Origin of the sequence: Mesorhizobium kowhaii (genome assembly GCF_042431665.1) — a bacterium.
Classification (GTDB): Bacteria; Pseudomonadota; Alphaproteobacteria; order Rhizobiales; family Rhizobiaceae; genus Mesorhizobium; species Mesorhizobium kowhaii.
The window spans coordinates 188,550-203,609 of record NZ_JBHLYT010000176.1; the positions used below are offsets into that span (position 1 = coordinate 188,550).

The window sequence follows — 15,060 nt, forward strand, 5'->3', positions numbered from 1 at the left end:
TCCGGTTGCGATCACGACAGGCCGCCATGTCGATGACGGTTGTCAAGGCAAGGCCTACGCCAGGCTTCCCTGCAGCACCGTCAGCTTGGCCTTCTTCGGCATCCGGGCCGTCAGCCATTCCAGCGCCTTGTCGTGCGGCATCGGGAAGGCGATGGAATAGCCCTGCACCTGGTCGCAGCCGATCGCCATCAGCGAATCGAGCTCGGCCTCGGTTTCAGCACCTTCGGCAACGATCGAGATGCCAAGGCCACGCGCCAGCTCGGTGATGGCGCGCACGATCTTCGAGTTGTCGCCATTCTCATGGATGTTCTGGACGAAGCGGCGGTCGATTTTCAGCCGGTCGATCTCGTTCGGGTTGACATGGCTGAGCGAGGCGTAGCCGGTGCCGAAATCATCGAGTTCAAGATGGACGCCGGCCGCCCTGATGTGGCGCAGCTTGGCGGCGATACCGGTCTTCTCGTCATCAAGAATGACGGATTCGACGATTTCCAGCGACAGTTTCTGCGGTGGCAGCCCGGCCTTTTCCAGCGTCCCGAACAGAAACGCATCGAAATCATGCTCGCGCAGTTCGGTGCCTGAAACGTTGACGGCAAGCCGCCCGAAGGCAATACCGGCGCGGTTCCATTCGGCGGCTTCGTTGATCGCCTTGGTGATGACGATGCGGCCGATCTCCGGCATGAAGCCGCATTTTTCGGCGACCGGAATGAATTCGCCGGGTGCGATCATACCGCGCTCGGCATGGTTCCAGCGCACCAGCGCCTCGATGCCGCTGATCGTGCCGTCGGTCAGCGAGACCTGCGGCTGGAAATAGACCTGGAACGCCCGCTCGGAAATGGCGACCTTGATGTCGTGCTCGAGCTGCTTGCGATAGTCGAGCTCGCGGCGCAACTCCTCGGAGAAGAACGAGAAATTGCCGCCTCCCAGCTTCTTGGCGGAGTAGAGCGCCAGATCGGCGTGGACCAGCAGATCTTGCGCATTGTCGGCATCGATCGGGTAGACGGCGATGCCGGCGCTGGCGCCCGGAAGAATGGTCGTGCCCTGGAAGATGATCGGCTCGTTGATGTGAGTCAGGATGCGCCGCGCGAGCATGTTGATGTCTTCGGTGCCGCCGGCGCCGCCGAGGATCATGACGAACTCGTCGCCGCCCAGCCGTACGCACAGGTCCGATGCCCGGCAGGAATCGCGCATGCGCTGCGCCGTGACGACCAGCACATAGTCGCCAGCGGCGTGGCCGAGCGTATCGTTGATCTGCTTGAACCGGTCGAGGTCGAGCTGGACGACGGCGAGGCGCTCGCGACGCCGTTGCGTGCCCTTGATCAGCGTATCGAAATGGTCGGTTAGGAACGTGCGGTTGTGCAGGCCGGTGAGGCCGTCATGCACCGCGATGAAGGCCATGGAATTGCGCGCGTCGATCAGCTCATGCGTCTTGCGCAAGATGGCGTTCGACATCGGCCTGAAGATGAAGAGCGCGACCAGCACGATGACGCCGAGAGTGGCGTAGAACAGCGTACGATGAAGCGCGAGCAGCTTCTCGGAGCGCTCGTAGGCATCGGCGCTGATGCGCTGGCCAAGTGCTGCGTAGCCCGACAAGGTCGCATTGGCGACAGAGGCATCAAGATTGACGCGCTCGCCGCTGCCCTTGTAGCCGTCACTGGTGCCCGTCAGCTGGGATTCAAAGGATGAAATCAGCCGCTTGCCATTGGCGACAAGGCCTACCGAGAAATAATCGAGATGGAACGGCTTGGCGAACAGCACGCTCTCGATCGATTTCGGGTCCAAACGGGCCGGCGACATCGGGTCGGCATTCGTCCGTTCGAGCAGCAGATCGTAGTTCGTCTCGAACTCCGCCGTCGCCTGCTTGAGCGCACTGACCAGCGCCGGCTGCTTGTCGCGCGATGAAGCGCCCGTTGCACCGGCAAGGAAGACGATGCGCTGCGACAGCGTCTTTTGCGTGCCGACGATGTCGAGCAAGGTGTGGTTGTGCTGTTGGGTGGCCATCATCTGCTGCAGCAGGATGAAGGACGCTATCACCATGGCGGCAATGATCAGCAGGGCCAGCCAGTAGCCAGCCTTGATCAGCAATGTGAGCTTGCCTGAAATGGTTTGCACCGGCTGCTGCGACATGTTCGGGGGCGGCCCTCTCGCCAACGGATTCCTGCTGCGGGGACCATTGGCTTGCAAACGTTAACAGGTGTGGAAATCGACAGCCGGCCGGCAAGGGGGAGACGCGGAAAGATCGTGAAATGGTTATCGGCTCGTTTAGCGCTGTGTCGGCATTTGAGCGGTCGTCGGTCAGCACCATTGTCGTGGCGTCGCTTCTGCGGCCGCATGACGATCCACATCAGGACCGCTTGCCACCGATCCGGTCGTTTTTACGATGGATTTTTCGCGCGGGCCGGACGACAGTCGGCCCACATCGAACGAGGCCCGATCATGACCGCAGCATTTCTCTCTCACATCGACAGCGAACTCGCGGGGCTTAAATCGGCCGGCCTGTATAAATCCGAGCGGGTGATCTCTTCGACCCAGTCGGCGCAGATCGAGGTCGGCGGCCAGAAGGTGCTTAATTTCTGCGCCAACAACTATCTCGGCCTCGCCGACAGCGCCGACCTGCGCGCGGCGGCCAGCCAGGCGCTGGACCGCTACGGCTACGGCATGGCCTCGGTGCGCTTCATCTGCGGCACGCAGGAGGAGCACAAGCAGCTCGAGGCGACGATTTCATCCTTCCTCGGCCTGGAGGACACCATCCTCTACGGCTCCTGTTTCGACGCCAATGGCGGCCTGTTCGAGACACTGCTCGGCGAGGACGATGCGATCATTTCCGATGCGCTGAACCACGCCTCGATCATCGACGGCGTGCGGCTGTCGAAGGCAAAACGCTTCCGCTACGCCAACAACGACATGGCCGACCTCGAAGCGCGGCTGAAGGAGGCGAAGGACTGCCGCTTCCGGCTGATCGCCACCGACGGCGTGTTTTCCATGGATGGCATTATCGCCAATCTCAGGGGCGTCTGCGACCTTGCCGACAAATACGATGCCATGGTGATGGTCGACGACAGCCATGCGGTCGGCTTCGTCGGCCAGAACGGCCGTGGCTCGGCCGAGCATTGCGGCGTCGAGGGCAGGGTCGACATCATCACCGGCACGCTCGGCAAGGCGCTCGGCGGCGCATCCGGCGGCTACACCTCAGGCAAAAAACAGGTGGTCGACTGGCTGCGCCAGCGCTCGCGGCCCTATCTCTTTTCCAACACGCTGATGCCGGCGATCGCCGGCGCTTCGATCAAGGTGTTCGACCTGATCCGCAATGGCGACGCCTTGCGCGAGGGCCTATATGCCAATGCGGCGCGGTTCAGGTCACAAATGGGCAAGCTCGGCTTCACGCTGGCCGGGGCCGATCATCCGATCATTCCGGTAATGCTGGGCGACGCGACGCTGGCGCAGGAGATGGCGGCGCGCATGCTGAAGCGCGGCATCTACGTCATCGGCTTTTCCTTCCCGGTGGTGCCGAAGGGCCAGGCGCGCATTCGCACGCAGATGTCGGCGGCGCATTCCAGTGCCGACATCGACCGGGCGGTCGAGGCGTTCGGCGCCGTTGGGCGCGAACTCGGGGTGATTTCCTGAAAGGCCGGAATCGCAAAGCGATTCCGGAACAAGAGATTCAAGGGACAAAAGCATGTCGAACATGATGAAGGCGCTGGTGAAGGCCAAGGCCGAACCGGGCATCTGGATGGAAGAGGTGCCGGTGCCGGAGATCGGCCCCAACGATGTGCTGATCAAGGTGAAGAAGACCGCGATCTGCGGCACCGACGTTCATATCTACAATTGGGACCAGTGGGCTCAAAAGACGGTGCCGGTACCGATGGTCACTGGCCATGAATTCGTCGGCACCGTCGCCGATTTCGGCGCCGCGGTCACCGAATACAAGGTTGGCCAGCGCGTGTCGGGCGAAGGCCACATCGTCTGCGGCCATTGCCGCAACTGCCGCGCGGGCAGGGGGCATCTGTGCCGCAACACGCTCGGCGTCGGCGTCAACCGTCCCGGCGCCTTCGGCGAGTATCTGGCGATCCCGCAGCACAATGTCGTGCCGATCCCCGACGACGTGCCGGACGAGATAGCCGCGATCTTCGATCCCCTCGGCAATGCGGTTCACACCGCTCTGTCCTTCGATCTGGTCGGTGAGGACGTGCTGGTCACCGGCGCCGGGCCGATCGGCATCATGGGCGCGCTGGTGGCGCAATGCGTCGGTGCGCGAAAGGTGGTGATCACCGACATCAACCCGGTGCGGCTGGCGCTGGCCAAAAAGCTTGGCGTGCAGCATGTCGTCGATGCCTCGAAGGAAAAGCTGCGCGACGTCATGCCGATGCTCGGCATGACCGAGGGTTTCGACGTCGGCCTCGAAATGTCGGGCGCCGCCCCCGCCTTCCGCGACATGATCGACACCATGAACAATGGCGGCAAGATCGCCATTCTCGGCATTGCGCCGACCGGCTTCGAGATCGACTGGAACAAGGTCATCTTCAAGATGCTGCATCTCAAGGGCATCTACGGCCGCGAGATGTTCGAGACCTGGTACAAGATGATCGCGCTGGTGCAGGGCCCGCTCGATGTTTCGGGTCTGATCACGCACCGCATCGGCATCGACGACTTTCAGACCGGCTTCGATGCGATGCGCAGCGGCAGTTCCGGCAAGGTGGTGATGGACTGGTAGGTTGCCAGCCCATTGCTTTGTGTGGGGTGCAAGATGGCGGACAACGAGCACGGACGTATCATTGCCTCGCAGGCAAAGATCGCATTGCAACCCTCCGGATTTCGGCGGAAGGGTCAATCGCGAACCTGGATTGCTGATCGTGGTTTCTGGCTAAGTGTCGTCGAGTTTCAACCCAGCTCTTGGTCGAAAGGCTCTTACCTGAACGTAGCGGTTCACTGGCTTTGGGGTTCGTTAAGGCACACATTGACCTTCGATCGCTGTGAGCGCGTCGGCTCGTTCGTTGAGTTCGAGACCCCTGAGCAGTTTCTTCCGTTGGCCGGTCAAATGGCCAGGAAGGCGGCTGAAGTTGACCAGATTCATCAATCGATGTTCGCCTCTTTACCCACAGCAGCTACGACCTTGGTAGACGAATTGAAATCGGGTGAACATGGCGTCTGGGCTGCTTTCCACGCTGGTGTGGCGGCAGGCTTGGCCGGTGATCTCAGCACGGCTAGATTTATGCTTCAGAGCGTACGGGAGCCCGTAGCATCGCGAGCGAAGTCGCTCTTGGCTCACGTCGATGACGCAGTAGCGTTTCGGAGCCAAGTGATGGAGATGATCGAAGCCGAGCGCACTTACTTCAAGTTAGGTGCACCACCAACTGCTATTTAATTTTTGGTCTAGGCCAGGTTTCTTTCGAGCGCAGCCAATCCTTCCGCGATCGCCGCGCGCTCGCCGGCGTTCAGCTTCGCCAGCAACCCCCGCTCGAACGCTTTCGCTAGCGGCACCATCTCGGCATAGGCGGCAAGGCCGGCTTTGGTCAGCGTCAGATGCTCGACGCGGCGGTCGTTTTCATCAGGAGTTCGGGTCAGCCAGCGCCGCCGTTCGAGTTCGGCGACGGCGCGCGACACCTTGGTCTTGTGCATCGCCGATTGCTCGCCGAGTGCTGTCGCGGTCATCGTGCCGTGCTGGCCGAGCCCCGAAAGGGTGCGCCATTCAGGCCGGGTCAGGCCATGACTGTCCTTGTAAATCCTCGCGAATTCCCGGCTGACGGCGTCAGCAAGCCGGTAGAGCCGGTAGGGAAGGAAGTTTTCCAGGTCGAGGATATCCGGTTCCATGTTGCATATCCCGGCGGAAGCATTGGCATTGATAGTTACATTTTCGATGGTTACAAATGAAACCAGTTTGGTCAATTGAGATCCATTCCGGGAGGAAGCAATGGCCTTTTCCTATATGCCGGGCTTCGGCAACGACTTCGAAACCGAAACCTTGCCCGGCTCGCTGCCGCAGGGGCGGAACTCGCCGCAGCGGCCGGCCTATGGCCTCTATGCCGAGCAGCTTTCGGGCTCGCCCTTCACTGCCCCGCGCGGCACCAATGAGCGCTCCTGGCTCTATCGGATCCGGCCGAGCGTGAAGCACACCGGCCGCTTCAAGCCGGCGAACTATCCGCTGTGGAAGAGCGCTCCGAATGTCGGCGACCACAAGCTGGCGCTCGGCCAGTATCGTTGGAACCCGGTGCCGATGCCGAAAGAGCCGACCGATTTCATCGCCGGCATGCGCAGCATCACCACGGCCGGTGACGTGCTCGGGCAGACCGGCATGGCGGCCCACGTTTATGTCGCCAACAGCTCGATGGTCGACGATCATTTCTTCAACGCCGATGGCGAGTTGCTCATCGTGCCGCAGGTTGGCGCCCTGCGCTTCGTCACCGAGATGGGCGTCATCGAACTGCGGCCCGGCGAGATCGCCGTGCTGCCGCGCGGACTTGTCTTCAAGGTCGAGCTGGTCGATGCCGAAGTGCGCGGCTATGTCTGCGAAAACTACGGTGCCAAGCTGACCCTGCCGGATCGTGGTCCGATCGGCGCCAATTGCCTCGCCAACCCGCGCGATTTCAAGACGCCTTGCGCCTGGTTCGAGGAGAAGGAAACGCCGTGCCGACTGATCGTGAAATGGTGCGGAAATTTCCATGTCACCGAAATCGGCCATTCGCCGCTCGATGTCATTGCCTGGCACGGCAACTACGCGCCCTACAAATATGATCTGTCGACGTTTTCGCCGGTCGGCGCGCTGCTGTTCGACCACCCCGATCCGTCGATCTTCACCGTGCTCACAGCCCCAAGTGGTGAAGAAGGCACTGCCAACATCGACTTCGTCATCTTCCCACCGCGCTGGCTGGTGGCCGAGGACACGTTCCGGCCGCCCTGGTACCACCGCAACATCATGAGCGAGTTCATGGGGCTGATCCACGGCCAGTATGACGCCAAGGAGGAAGGCTTCGTCCCCGGCGGCATCAGCCTGCACAATCTGATGCTGGCCCATGGGCCGGATGCGCCTGGCTTCGAAAAGGCCTCGCGCGCGGACCTGAAACCGGTCAAGCTCGACAACACCATGGCCTTCATGTTCGAGACCCGTTTTCCGCAGATGCTGACCCGCTACGGCGCCGAACTCGAAACCCGTCAGGACAATTACATCGACTGCTGGGCCGATCTGAAGAAGCGCTTCAACGGCACGCCCGAGGGCGACTGGTCTTGAGCAACGAGTCCATGCCGGACCGGCTGGTGCTTTTGGGCTCGAAGGGCGGCCCGGCGCTGCGGCCCGGTGGCCCATGGCCGAGTTCGTCGCTGCTGCGGATCGGCGGTCGGACCATTGTCGTCGACTGCGGGCTTGGCGTCACGCGCGCTTTGGTCGATGCCGGCATCGGCCTGAAGGCGCTCGACCTGATCTTCATCACGCATCTGCATTCGGACCACGTGCTGGAACTCGGGCCGTTGGTCCACACCGCCTGGACGGCCGGTCTGGCCTCGCCGGTCAGTGTGTTCGGCCCGCCCGGCACCGGCCATTACTGGCGGCGCTTTTGTCAGGCGATGGAATTCGACATCGAGATCCGCATTGCTGATGAGGGCAGGCCGGATATTCGCGAGATGGTTTCGATCAACGAATTCACCGAAGGCTTGGTTGTCGAGCAACGCGGCTTGAAGATTTCGGCGCTACGCGTCGACCATCCGCCGGTGACCAACTGTTTTGCCCTGCGCTTCGAGCATGGTCGGAAAAGCGTGGTGTTTTCCGCCGATACGGCTTTCTTTCCACCGCTCGCCGATTTCGCCGAAGGCGCGGATATCCTCGTCCATGAAGCCATGCTGGAGGAAGGCATCGAGCGGCTGGTGGCCAAGACCGGCAATGGCGCGCGTCTGCGGGAACACCTGCTCGCCAGCCACAGCTTTGCCGAGGAGGCCGGGCGCATCGCCAGCGATGCTGGCGTGAAGAGGCTGGTGCTCAACCACCTCATCCCGGCCGATGATCCCGGGATCGTCGAGGCCGACTGGCTTGCCGCTGTCAGGAAAACATGGGCCGGCGACTTGACGATCGCCCGCGACGGCCTTGTTGTAGAGCTCGCATGATCCCGAAAAGTGGAAACCGGTTTTCGGACAAGATCATGCGTAAAACAAAAATCCAAAGCGGCGAGAAAGCTGCACAAGGAGAGGAAACCGCATGAAGCTTGCCACACTGAAGGACGGGACGCGCGACGGAAAACTCGTCGTCGTCTCGCGCGACCTGACACGCTTCACAGACGCCTCGTTCCTGGTGCGCACACTGCAGGCAGCGCTCGACGACTGGCGCCGCATCGCGCCGCACCTCGCGACAATAGCGGAATCGCTGGAAAACAATGCGATGCCGTCGGAGCGCTTCCATGAGCATGATGCCCATTCGCCGCTGCCGCGCGCCTATCAATGGGCCGATGGCTCGGCCTATGTGAACCATGTCGAACTGGTGCGGAAAGCGCGCGGCGTCGAGATGCCGGCAAGTTTCTGGACCGAGCCGCTGATCTACCAGGGCGGGTCTGATTCCTTCATTGCGCCGCGCGACCCGATCCGCATGGCCGACGAGGCCTTCGGCATCGACATGGAAGGGGAAGTCGCCGTTGTCGTCGACGACGTGCCGATGGGCGCCAGCCTCGATGAGGCGGGCGCCGCGATCCGGCTGGTGATGCTGGTCAACGACGTGACGCTGCGCGCACTCACCGGGCCGGAGCTGGCCAAGGGTTTCGGCTTCTTTCAATCAAAACCGTCCTCGGCGTTTTCGCCAGTCGCGGTGACGCCGGACGAACTGGGCGACGCCTGGGATGGCGGCAAGGTCGGCCTACCGCTGCTTGCCGATCTCAATGGCAAGCCGTTCGGACGCGCCAATGCCGGCGTCGACATGACCTTCGATTTTCCGGCCCTGATCGCTCACGCTGCGAAAACGCGGCCACTGGCCGCCGGCACGATCATCGGCTCAGGCACCGTCTCCAACAAGCTCGACGGCGGACCGGGCAAGCCTGTCTCGGCCGGCGGCGCCGGCTATTCCTGCATCGCCGAGCTGCGCATGATCGAAACCATCGAGACCGGCGCACCCAAAACACCATTCCTGCGTTTCGGGGACACGGTGCGCATAGAGATGAAGGACAGGACGGGTTCGATCTTCGGCGCCATTGAGCAGAAGGTCGAGAAATACGAGAGGTGAGGGAATGACGGGGGAAGCATTCCATCTGCTGGCTTGTGTCTGGGCGCTTGCCATGCTGGCGGTGTTCATCCTGGCGATCCGGCTGAGCTACCGCATCGAGGCCCGCTCACCGGATCTGACCAACCGCAGCGGCTTTCCGCGCAAGGCGATGATGTTCCACACCATCACCAATATGAAAGTCGCGCGGGACGCCGAAACGCAAGGCATGCGGCGGCGCATGAACCGGCTGTTGCTGGTCGTTCTCGCCGGATTTGTGCTTCTGTGGGCAGGTTTGTATCTGGTACGGTCGGCCGGATGACGTCATGAACCTGCTGGATCATCTGCGCCGCATGGCCGGCAACAATCTCTGGTCGAACGATCGGCTCTACCGCACCGTATTGTCGCTCAAGCCCGGCGAATTCGCAGCCGAGCGAACCAGCTTCTTTCCGTCGATCAAGGCGACGCTCAACCACATACTGGCGGTCGATTATCTCTATCTCGATTTTCTCGAAGAGGGCGGCGTCGGCGCTGCCGCCCATGACGACTTCGTGCCGATCGAGGAGCCACAGGCATTGTTTGTAGCCCAGGTCGCAGCCGACCGGCGCCTGATCGCTTTTTGCGACCGGCTCTCGACAACCGATCTCGATCGTCAGGTTATCACCGACCGCCGCGAGGACGGCATGATCCCGGAGCGCATCGGCGACATCCTCGCCCACGTCTTCCTGCACGACATCCATCATCGCGGTCAGGTGCACGCGATGCTGTCTGGTACCTCAGTCAAGCCGCCGCAACTCGACGAGTTCCTGCTCGATTATGATATGAAGCTGAGGAAGGAAGAGGTCGAGCGGCTGGGATTGTGAGGCCAGGTGTTTTCGCCAATCATGCCAGAGCGACATCGTAACGGGCGAAATGCGGGTCCGAAGTAAGGATAGTCAGGTTCTCCGCCTGCGCCTGCGCAATCAGCAGTCTGTCGAACGGATCACCATGGTGGTGGGGTAGTCCGACTACGGCGTTCGCATGCTGGAAGGTTACAGCGAGCGGCTGAAATTGCATTCTTGGAAGCAGCCTTGGCAGATCGTCCGGCGCGTTGAGTTTTCCGATCGAACGTTTGATGGCAATTTCCCAGACGCTTGCCGCGCTCGCAAACACCACCGCTTCCGAAGCCAGAATAGCGCGGTGGTGCTCGCTGAGACGTCGATCGTCCGAAATCGACCAGAGGATGATGTGTGTGTCGGCGAGAAAAGGGCCGACCGTCATTTCACGTACTCGTCCCATTCGGGACCGAGTTCGTCAAAATCGTCCGCAATCCAGATCTTGCCCTTCAAGGCACCGATACGCGGCAGTGGTTCGGCCACTGCCGGCGGTACGATGCGCGCGGCCACCTTGCCGTGGCGTGTGAGCACGATCTCCTCGCCGGCTTCCGCGCGGCTGACGAGTTCCGACAATTTGGCCTTGGCCTCTGCGATGGAAACATTCATCGTCGCACCTCTTATGACCATAATTTAGGTCATAATTGATCGCGGCACAAGAGAATCAATTCGGGTCGGCTTACTCCGCCGCCTGCACCTTGATCACGCCGCGCTTGATCTGGTCCTGCTCGATCGATTCGAACAGCGCGCGGAAATTGCCCTCGCCAAAGCCTTCGTCGCCCTTGCGCTGGATGAACTCGAAGAAGATCGGCCCGATTACGGTTTTCGAAAAAATCTGCAGCAGGATCTTGGTCATGCCGCCGTCGACGACACCTTCGCCGTCAATCAGGATGCCGTGCTTCTTCATGCGTTCGATCGGCTCGTCATGGCCGTTCACGCGGTCATAGGACATGTCGTAGTAGGTTTCCGGCGGGCCGGGCATGAACTTCAGCCCGTTTTCGGCCAGCCTGTCGGTGGCGTCGTAGATTTCGTCGGTGCCCACCGCAATGTGCTGGATGCCTTCGCCATTGTACTTCTTCAGATATTCGGCGATCTGGCTGGTCTCGTCCTTGGACTCGTTGAGCGGAATGCGGATCTTGCCGCAGGGCGAGGTGATGGCGCGGCTGACCAGCCCGGTGATCTTGCCGTCAATGTCGAAGAAATGGATCTGCTTGAAGCCGAACAGATTGCGGTAGAAATCCCACCACTTGTCCATCTGGCCGCGATAGACATTGTGGGTAAGGTGGTCGAGATAATAGAAGCCGACGCCTTGCGGCCGCGGGTCGCGCGCACCCAGCCACTCGAACTCGGCATCATAGGCCGAGCCCTTCTTGCCATAGGTCTCGACGAAATAGAGCAGCGAGCCGCCGATGCCGACGATGGCCGGCACGTCGAGCGCCTTGTCGTCGCCTTCGTAAGGGGTAGCGCCCTCGGAGACGGCGTGGTGGAAAGCGTGCTTGGCATCGACCACCCGCCAGGCCATCGAGGCGGCACACGGGCCGTGCTTGTCGGCGAATTTCATCGCGTGCGAGCCGGGCTCGGCATTGACGACATAGTTGATGTCGCCCTGGCGCCAGACGGTGATGTTCTTCGTGCGGTGCCTGGCCACTGCCACATAGCCCATGCGGGTGAACAGTTCGGCGAGCTTTTCCGGTTCCGCATGCGCGAACTCGACGAATTCGAATCCGTCTGTGCCGGCGGGGTTGTCCTTGCTGATCTTGGCGGGCGGGGCGTCGTGCGGAAAGGGACCCATGATATTCCTCCGGATCTGGCTTGGCCTGAAAGGCTCATCTGGCGCCATCATAGCGCGGAGCCGACGCATGGTGCTTGCATTCAAACGCTTGAAATGATCAATTGATGCGTGAAACATGCATGATTGTGGACAAATCCATGGATGAGACGCGCATTGATCAATTCGACCGCAAGATAATGGCGCTCTTGCAGGGCGATGCGGGGTTGACCAACAACGATCTTTCGGAGCGGGTGAACCTGTCGGCGTCGCAGTGCTCGCGCCGCCGCCAGCGGCTCGAGGAGGACGGCTATATCAAGGGCTATCACGCCGTGCTCGACCGCGACAAACTCGGGTTTTCCTTGGTCAACGTCATCTCGGTGACATTGGCCACCCACAACCGCGACAATGCCAGGCGCTTCGGCGAACTGGTGGCGCGGCTGCCCGAGGTGCAGGAGGCGCACGCGCTGACCGGCGAGATGGACTATATCCTGAAAGTGGTGACGCCCGACCTGAAGTCGCTATCGGAGTTCGTCAACGGCGTGCTCTTGCCGCACGAATCCGTTCAGCATGTGAAGACGGCGATCGTGCTCGAAACGCTCAAGGAAACCGGCGCGCTGCCGATTTGATTGAGCGGATTTCAGTTGATACGTCGGAGGGACAGCCCCCCCTCTGGCCTGCCGGCCATCTCCACCGCAAGGGGGGAGATCGGATGTCACAGTCGCCTAGCCAATCGCCCACATTGCAGGGTGAGTGGAACGCTGAAGCTGCCAATCTCCTCCTTGCGGGGGAGATGGCCGGCAGGCCAGAGGGGTGGGAAGGATCGCCAGCCTGCGGAATTGGCCATCTTCGCACGCCGAGACTGGATTACCCCTTCGACTGCTGGATCAACCCGTAAAGATTGGTGCAGCGGGCGCCGGAGCGGCAGTAGGCGAAAACCGGGCCGTCGAGCTCGTCCAGCGCCTCGGCCTGGTCCTCGACATTCTCGGCCGTGATCTGGCCGCTGATGACGGGGATGTAGCGGAAGGCCAGGCCAGCGGCCTCGACCGCGGCTTTGAGTGTGTCGGCCGAAGGCTGGCCAGGCTGTTCGTCGTCGGGCCGGTTGCAGATGACGCTCTTGAAGCCGGCTTCCTTGATGGCGGCGACGTCTTCGGGCTGGATCTGGCCCGAGACCGAATAGTCCTCGCTGATCTCACGATATTCCATGACGATGTCCTCGCAATCTGGTTTGGCGGCAGTCTTGCCACTCCCTGATGTGGTCGGCAACTGAATCCTATGCCGCAGCCGGCTGAGCAAGCCGCGCCCGGGCGAAACGCGCCACGACGATGCCGGCGATCACCGCCGCGACAAAGATCGCCGTTTGTGAATAGCCAAGGCCAAGGGCAGGGACGGCACCGCCCGGGCAGAAGCCGGCAATGCCCCAGCCGATGCCGAAGACAGCGGCGCCGCCGACCAGCTCGGTGTCGATGGCACGCTTCGTCGGCAGCGCGAACGCGGTTTCGAACAGCGGCGCCTTGCGGCGGCTGAATATCAGGCGGTAGCCGGCGAAGGCGACCGCCAGTCCGCCACCCATGACGAAGATCAAGCTTGGATCCCAGGTGCCGGCGATATCGAAGAAGTTCAGCACCTTGGCTGGATTGATCATCCCGGACACGGCGATGCCAAGGCCGAAAACCCCACCGATCAGGAATGCCGAGACGAGCTTGTTCACGGGCTCAGCCTCCGATCGCGTGGCGGATGATGAAGACGGTGGCGAAGGCGGCGATCATGAAGGTCGCGACAGCGACGATCGAGCGTGGCGACAGCCTTGCTATGCCGCAAATGCCGTGTCCACTCGGGCAGCCGCCACCGAAATGCACGCCGATGCCGACCAGGAAGCCGCCGACGACAAGTGCCAGCGTCGGCACAGGCACGCTGAAAGCGATGTGTCCGCCGACAATCTGATAGAGAAGCGGCGCTGCCACGGCGCCGGCGAGAAAGGCGGCCCGCCAGCGCCATTCAGGAGAAAGCGGCGGGATGACACCGGTCAGGATGCCGGTCATCCCGGCAATCCGACCGTGCAGCGCCATCAAAAGCACTGCCGACAGGCCAATGAGGGCGCCGCCAAGCAGCGACTGGAAAGGCGTGAAGTCTGTCATGGCAATGCGGCTTTCGATCTGCGGTCGATCCGCATCTTCGCGCGGATGGACATCATAGCGCAGATAGACATTGCCGGCGAAGAATCCAGCTCAAGCTGGCCAGAGCGGAAAAGAAAGGCGGAGAACGGCTCCGCCTTCCGGGGAGGAACCGCGTCAGCTACCGAGGATGGCGCCTTTGATCTGACGGATGTTGTTGTGCATCATGTCGATATAGGTCGAGGCCGGGCCGTCGGGCTGCGACAGCGCGTCCGAATAGAGCGTGCCGCCCACCTTGATGCGGGTCTCGCTGGCGATCTGCTCTATCAGGCGCGGGTTGGTGATGTTCTCGACGAAGATTGCCGCGGCCTTGTCCTGCTTCACCTGGGTGACCAGCTTGGCGACATCGGCGGCGGACGGCTCGGAGTCCGTCGAGATGCCTTGCGGGGCGAGGAAGGTCAGGCCGTATTCGTGCTCGAAATAGCCGAAGGCGTCATGTGAAGTGATGACCACGCGCTTCGCTTCGGGGATCGAGGCGATCGCGGCCTTCACTTCGCCTTCGACCGCGTCGAGCTTCTTGGTGTAGGCGGCGGCATTGGTCTGGTAGCTGACGCAGCCATCGGCATCAGCCGCGCAGAAGGCTTCGGCGATGTTCTTGACGTAGATCTTGGCATTGGCGATCGACTGGAAGGCGTGCGGATCGGTGACCGTCTTGCCGCCGCCGGTGCCCGCACCTTCGGCCGCGTCGGCGTCGGCGAATTCAGGTTTGAAATCGATCGATGTCACGCCCTTGGTCAAGGTGACGATCGAGGCCTTGGTGGCGCTGGCATCGACCAGCCGCTGCAGAAAACCTTCGAAATGCAGGCCGTTGACCAGCACGATGTCGGCCTTGGCCATCGCCACCGCGTCGGCCGGGCTTGGCTCGTAGACATGGGCGTCGCCATCCGGCCCGACGATGGTGGTGACATCGATGCGGTCGCCACCGACATTTTTGGCAAAATCGGCAATGATGGTGAAGCTGGCGACCACTTTCAGCGGTGCCGCAAAGGCCGGCGATGCGCCCATGGCAGTTAATGTTATAACACTCATCGCCAGTGCGGCGCGGATCGATTTCAGCATGGGCGGGTCTCCTTTTCGGGGCTT

General features: G+C 61.7%; 18 protein-coding genes. 9 read left to right on the top strand and 9 right to left on the bottom strand.

Annotated elements, in window-relative coordinates:
• Positions 1–54: 54 nt before the first annotated feature.
• A complete protein-coding gene (locus ACFFNA_RS37930; protein WP_378925260.1) occupies positions 55–2,124 on the bottom strand; it encodes a putative bifunctional diguanylate cyclase/phosphodiesterase in 2,070 nt (689 codons plus the stop codon).
• 309 nt (positions 2,125–2,433) lie between these two features.
• Here ACFFNA_RS37930 and ACFFNA_RS37935 point away from each other — a divergent pair, with 309 nt between their 5' ends.
• Genes ACFFNA_RS37935 through ACFFNA_RS37945 form a run of 3 tightly spaced genes read left to right on the top strand, consistent with a single transcriptional unit; the run spans position 2,434 to position 5,359 of the window.
• On the top strand, positions 2,434–3,621 hold the full coding sequence (locus ACFFNA_RS37935) for a glycine C-acetyltransferase (RefSeq protein WP_378925262.1): 1,188 nt from the start codon (positions 2,434–2,436) through the stop codon (positions 3,619–3,621).
• Between the two features lie 52 nt (positions 3,622–3,673).
• Positions 3,674–4,708 (top strand): L-threonine 3-dehydrogenase, encoded by a 1,035-nt coding sequence (tdh, locus tag ACFFNA_RS37940; protein ID WP_111545843.1) that lies wholly within the window; start codon positions 3,674–3,676, stop codon positions 4,706–4,708.
• A gap of 33 nt (positions 4,709–4,741) precedes the next feature.
• The gene (locus tag ACFFNA_RS37945) at positions 4,742–5,359 is read left to right on the top strand and encodes a DUF4304 domain-containing protein (protein ID WP_111545842.1); all 618 of its coding nucleotides are present in this window, start codon (positions 4,742–4,744) and stop codon (positions 5,357–5,359) included.
• Positions 5,360–5,367: 8 nt separating this feature from the next.
• On the opposite strand, the gene ACFFNA_RS37950 is transcribed toward ACFFNA_RS37945, so the two are convergent.
• Positions 5,368–5,805 (bottom strand): MarR family winged helix-turn-helix transcriptional regulator, encoded by a 438-nt coding sequence (locus tag ACFFNA_RS37950; RefSeq protein ID WP_378925264.1) that lies wholly within the window; start codon positions 5,803–5,805, stop codon positions 5,368–5,370.
• Between the two features lie 100 nt (positions 5,806–5,905).
• On the opposite strand from ACFFNA_RS37950, the gene hmgA reads away from it, so the two are divergent.
• The 5 genes from hmgA (at position 5,906) to ACFFNA_RS37975 (ending at position 10,026) form a co-directional block, all read left to right on the top strand.
• Positions 5,906–7,219 carry a homogentisate 1,2-dioxygenase gene (hmgA, locus tag ACFFNA_RS37955; protein ID WP_378925266.1) on the top strand — a complete coding sequence of 438 codons (1,314 nt, stop codon included), beginning with the start codon at positions 5,906–5,908 and terminating at the stop codon, positions 7,217–7,219.
• An 11-nt stretch (positions 7,220–7,230) separates the two neighbouring features.
• The gene (locus ACFFNA_RS37960; protein ID WP_378925570.1) at positions 7,231–8,085 is read left to right on the top strand and encodes an MBL fold metallo-hydrolase; all 855 of its coding nucleotides are present in this window, start codon (positions 7,231–7,233) and stop codon (positions 8,083–8,085) included.
• 91 nt (positions 8,086–8,176) lie between these two features.
• Complete coding sequence (locus ACFFNA_RS37965) at positions 8,177–9,187, top strand: fumarylacetoacetate hydrolase family protein (RefSeq protein ID WP_378925268.1); 1,011 nt, start codon at positions 8,177–8,179, stop codon at positions 9,185–9,187.
• Between the two features lie 4 nt (positions 9,188–9,191).
• On the top strand, positions 9,192–9,485 hold the full coding sequence (locus tag ACFFNA_RS37970) for a hypothetical protein (RefSeq protein ID WP_378925269.1): 294 nt from the start codon (positions 9,192–9,194) through the stop codon (positions 9,483–9,485).
• Positions 9,486–9,489: 4 nt separating this feature from the next.
• Positions 9,490–10,026 (top strand): DinB family protein, encoded by a 537-nt coding sequence (locus ACFFNA_RS37975; RefSeq protein ID WP_378925271.1) that lies wholly within the window; start codon positions 9,490–9,492, stop codon positions 10,024–10,026.
• Between the two features lie 19 nt (positions 10,027–10,045).
• Here ACFFNA_RS37975 and ACFFNA_RS37980 read toward each other — a convergent pair whose 3' ends face one another.
• The 3 genes from ACFFNA_RS37980 to hppD form a co-directional block, all read right to left on the bottom strand.
• Positions 10,046–10,423, bottom strand: coding sequence for a type II toxin-antitoxin system VapC family toxin (locus tag ACFFNA_RS37980; RefSeq protein ID WP_378925273.1), 378 nt, complete (start codon positions 10,421–10,423; stop codon positions 10,046–10,048).
• Complete coding sequence (locus ACFFNA_RS37985) at positions 10,420–10,644, bottom strand: type II toxin-antitoxin system Phd/YefM family antitoxin (protein WP_023780515.1); 225 nt, start codon at positions 10,642–10,644, stop codon at positions 10,420–10,422. The genes ACFFNA_RS37980 and ACFFNA_RS37985 overlap by 4 nt, the downstream gene beginning before the upstream one ends.
• 70 nt (positions 10,645–10,714) lie before the next feature.
• Positions 10,715–11,827: a 4-hydroxyphenylpyruvate dioxygenase gene (hppD, locus tag ACFFNA_RS37990; RefSeq protein WP_378925275.1), complete on the bottom strand. Its 1,113-nt coding sequence runs from the start codon at positions 11,825–11,827 to the stop codon at positions 10,715–10,717.
• Between the two features lie 137 nt (positions 11,828–11,964).
• On the opposite strand from hppD, the gene ACFFNA_RS37995 reads away from it, so the two are divergent.
• Positions 11,965–12,432: an Lrp/AsnC family transcriptional regulator gene (locus tag ACFFNA_RS37995; protein WP_095085868.1), complete on the top strand. Its 468-nt coding sequence runs from the start codon at positions 11,965–11,967 to the stop codon at positions 12,430–12,432.
• Positions 12,433–12,670: 238 nt separating this feature from the next.
• Here the strand turns inward: ACFFNA_RS37995 and ACFFNA_RS38000 are convergent, their stop codons facing one another.
• The 4 genes from ACFFNA_RS38000 to aztC all read right to left on the bottom strand — a co-directional run bounded on the left by ACFFNA_RS38000 (position 12,671) and on the right by aztC (position 15,036).
• Positions 12,671–13,009, bottom strand: a complete 339-nt coding sequence (locus ACFFNA_RS38000) for a protein tyrosine phosphatase family protein (RefSeq protein ID WP_111545834.1) — start codon at positions 13,007–13,009, stop codon at positions 12,671–12,673.
• A 67-nt stretch (positions 13,010–13,076) separates the two neighbouring features.
• The gene (locus ACFFNA_RS38005) at positions 13,077–13,514 is read right to left on the bottom strand and encodes a DUF6691 family protein (RefSeq protein ID WP_378925278.1); all 438 of its coding nucleotides are present in this window, start codon (positions 13,512–13,514) and stop codon (positions 13,077–13,079) included.
• Between the two features lie 4 nt (positions 13,515–13,518).
• The gene (locus ACFFNA_RS38010) at positions 13,519–13,941 is read right to left on the bottom strand and encodes a YeeE/YedE family protein (RefSeq protein WP_111545832.1); all 423 of its coding nucleotides are present in this window, start codon (positions 13,939–13,941) and stop codon (positions 13,519–13,521) included.
• Between the two features lie 153 nt (positions 13,942–14,094).
• Entirely contained in the window at positions 14,095–15,036 is a 942-nt protein-coding gene (aztC, locus tag ACFFNA_RS38015) for a zinc ABC transporter substrate-binding protein AztC (protein ID WP_378925280.1), read from the bottom strand.
• Between the last annotated feature and the right edge of the window lie 24 nt (positions 15,037–15,060).

Coding starts and splice junctions, on each gene's coding strand:
- ACFFNA_RS37985 (WP_023780515.1), bottom strand. CDS start 10,644: ATGAATGTTTCCATCGCAGAGGCCAAGGCCAAATTGTCGGAACTCGTC.
- ACFFNA_RS37960 (WP_378925570.1), top strand. CDS start 7,231: ATGCCGGACCGGCTGGTGCTTTTGGGCTCGAAGGGCGGCCCGGCGCTG.
- aztC (WP_378925280.1), bottom strand. CDS start 15,036: ATGCTGAAATCGATCCGCGCCGCACTGGCGATGAGTGTTATAACATTA.
- ACFFNA_RS37965 (WP_378925268.1), top strand. CDS start 8,177: ATGAAGCTTGCCACACTGAAGGACGGGACGCGCGACGGAAAACTCGTC.
- ACFFNA_RS37945 (WP_111545842.1), top strand. CDS start 4,742: ATGGCGGACAACGAGCACGGACGTATCATTGCCTCGCAGGCAAAGATC.
- hppD (WP_378925275.1), bottom strand. CDS start 11,827: ATGGGTCCCTTTCCGCACGACGCCCCGCCCGCCAAGATCAGCAAGGAC.
- ACFFNA_RS37950 (WP_378925264.1), bottom strand. CDS start 5,805: ATGGAACCGGATATCCTCGACCTGGAAAACTTCCTTCCCTACCGGCTC.
- ACFFNA_RS37995 (WP_095085868.1), top strand. CDS start 11,965: ATGGATGAGACGCGCATTGATCAATTCGACCGCAAGATAATGGCGCTC.
- ACFFNA_RS38010 (WP_111545832.1), bottom strand. CDS start 13,941: ATGACAGACTTCACGCCTTTCCAGTCGCTGCTTGGCGGCGCCCTCATT.
- ACFFNA_RS37980 (WP_378925273.1), bottom strand. CDS start 10,423: ATGACGGTCGGCCCTTTTCTCGCCGACACACACATCATCCTCTGGTCG.
- ACFFNA_RS37970 (WP_378925269.1), top strand. CDS start 9,192: ATGACGGGGGAAGCATTCCATCTGCTGGCTTGTGTCTGGGCGCTTGCC.
- ACFFNA_RS37975 (WP_378925271.1), top strand. CDS start 9,490: ATGAACCTGCTGGATCATCTGCGCCGCATGGCCGGCAACAATCTCTGG.
- ACFFNA_RS37935 (WP_378925262.1), top strand. CDS start 2,434: ATGACCGCAGCATTTCTCTCTCACATCGACAGCGAACTCGCGGGGCTT.
- ACFFNA_RS37930 (WP_378925260.1), bottom strand. CDS start 2,124: ATGTCGCAGCAGCCGGTGCAAACCATTTCAGGCAAGCTCACATTGCTG.
- tdh (WP_111545843.1), top strand. CDS start 3,674: ATGTCGAACATGATGAAGGCGCTGGTGAAGGCCAAGGCCGAACCGGGC.
- hmgA (WP_378925266.1), top strand. CDS start 5,906: ATGGCCTTTTCCTATATGCCGGGCTTCGGCAACGACTTCGAAACCGAA.
- ACFFNA_RS38000 (WP_111545834.1), bottom strand. CDS start 13,009: ATGGAATATCGTGAGATCAGCGAGGACTATTCGGTCTCGGGCCAGATC.